General features: G+C 67.2%; 4 protein-coding genes. 1 reads left to right on the forward strand and 3 read right to left on the reverse strand.

What is annotated here, in order from left to right; genetic code table 11:
* A partial coding sequence (locus DQE82_RS31300; protein WP_233514832.1) for a hypothetical protein occupies positions 1–255 on the forward strand: 255 nt, incomplete at its 5' end.
* 6 nt (positions 256–261) lie between these two features.
* Here DQE82_RS31300 and DQE82_RS30455 read toward each other — a convergent pair.
* From DQE82_RS30455 to DQE82_RS31305, 3 genes are all read right to left on the reverse strand, one after another.
* Positions 262–1,278 carry an IS3 family transposase gene (locus DQE82_RS30455; protein WP_113974893.1) on the reverse strand — a complete coding sequence of 339 codons (1,017 nt, stop codon included), beginning with the start codon at positions 1,276–1,278 and terminating at the stop codon, positions 262–264.
* Positions 1,279–1,283: 5 nt separating this feature from the next.
* Positions 1,284–1,715: a transposase gene (locus DQE82_RS30460; protein ID WP_113974894.1), complete on the reverse strand. Its 432-nt coding sequence runs from the start codon at positions 1,713–1,715 to the stop codon at positions 1,284–1,286.
* The coding region (locus tag DQE82_RS31305; protein WP_233514833.1) for a hypothetical protein at positions 1,712–1,952 on the reverse strand (241 nt) is incomplete at its 5' end. The genes DQE82_RS31305 and DQE82_RS30460, both read right to left, overlap by 4 nt.

Here is a 1,952-nt window from a genome sequence, read left to right on the forward strand (position 1 = left end):
GTGGCCACGCCGACGATGCGCTCGCCGGAGGTCGTCCAGTCGTGCGCCAGACGGTGCCATCAGCCCAACGCACTGGAGTTGACTCGATCGCTGCTTTCGAGCCCGGCTCCTGCTGCGGCGCTCGGCGAGACCTACAGCGAGTGGGTGCTGTCCACGCTCCGTACGTTCGGGGCGGCGGTGTGGCGCGACATGCTGTCTCATCTGGAGCAGACTCTTGATGCGGAACCTGTCAAGTCAACTGAGACAATTTCTTGATTTTGTTTAGCTTTGTGCTGGTGGAAGAGGGGCTCCGGCCGAGGTCACGGCCTGTTCCGGGTGGCTGTTGTCGGGTTTGTTGATCCATGCCCGGTCCGGTAGCCGGGGTGGTTGGGGACGGCGGCGTCCGAACCGTTCGGGATGTGCGGCCCAGGCGGCGTCGAGGGTGCGTTGCCGCTGTTCACGGATCTGTCCGGCGGTGCCGTGGTGGACCGATGCCGGGGTGTGCAGGCCGATCCCGGAGTGCCGGTGTTCGTGGTTGTAGTAGCTGTAGAACGCTTCGCAGTGCTGTCGGGCGTGCTGGATCGATCCGAACCGCTCTGGGAACGTGGGGTCGTACTTGAGTGTCTTGAAGCTGGCCTCGATGTACGGGTTGTCGTTGGAGGTCTTGGGCCGGCTGTGGCTGCGGCCGATTTTGAGATCGGTCAGCAGCTGGGTGACGGTCTTGCTGGTCATCGCGGCGCCGCGGTCGGCGTGCACGGTCAGCTGATCGGGGTTCACGCGTTCGCGGGCGGCGGCGTCGGCGATCAGCGCTTCGGCGAGTTGGCCGTCCTCGTGGGCGGCGACCATGTGCCCGACGACGTAGCGGGACCAGATGTCGATCACCGTGTAAAGGTGGAACCAGACGCCCTTGACCGGGCCGCGCAGCTTCGTGATGTCCCACGACCACACCTGATTCGCGGCGTCGGCGACCAGTTCGGGTTTGGTCCGGGCCGGATGGGTGGCCTGGCTGCGGCGTTCGCCGGTCTGCCCGGCGGCCCGCAGGATCCGGTACATCGTGGACTCCGAGCACCACCAGCGGCCCTCGTCGAGTTCGCGGGCCCACACCTGCGCCGGGGCCAGATCCACGTATGGCGGGCTGTTGAGCAGGTCCAGGACCTGCCGGCGTTCAGGCTCGGTCAGCGCGGACGGCGGCGGCTTACGCGGCGCCCGTGGCCGGGAGACCAGCGGCGGGGCACTACGGCGATACAGCGTCGCCCTCGACAGGCCGGTCAGCCGGCACGCGGGCGCGATGCCCCACAACGGCGTCAGCGCCGCCTGCGCCTCGGCGAGGACGAGTTCGGCATCGCCACGGCATCCGCGCTCTCGGAGAGCAGTTCCAAGAGCGCGTGAGCTTTTCCCATGATCGACAACGCGGTCTGGGTCTTGTTCAACTCGGCCTGCAGGCGGGCGTTCTCCCGCTGAAGACGGGAAAGTTCAGCGTTCTCGGCCTTCTTCGCCGCCCGCGCAGCCGATTGCCGCCGGTCCGTCAGGCCGGCCGCGGCTCCGGCATCCCGCGCCTTGCGCCAGTCGAGAAGGTGTGAACCGTACAGCCGTTCCCGGCGCAGAATCGCCCCGCGAGCCGCCGCATCCGGCGCCGACTCGTACTCGTCCAGAATCCTCGCCTTGAACTCCGCGGTGAATGTCCGCCGCTGGGGCCGGGCGTCCGGATCCAGACTCTCATGGGGCCTCGACGTCATGCTGATGTGCTCTCCTCAGGGCCGTCCAGGAAGAGTATCCCCTGGTAGACGGGCTGTCTCACATCAGCGTGACAGGGAGGGGAGTGCCGCTGCCGGTATGGAAGCAGGAGACCGAACTGCTGGTCGGTGACCCGAACTGGCATGTGCGCGCCGGTCTCCTGCGTGGGCTGCTCAGCGCTACAGGAGATCCGCATCTCGTTGTAGGGGTCGTGGGTCGACTTGTTGTTGATGCCCCGC

Origin of the sequence: Micromonospora sp. LHW51205 (genome assembly GCF_003315815.1) — a bacterium.
GTDB classification, from domain to species: Bacteria; Actinomycetota; Actinomycetes; order Mycobacteriales; family Micromonosporaceae; genus Micromonospora; species Micromonospora chalcea.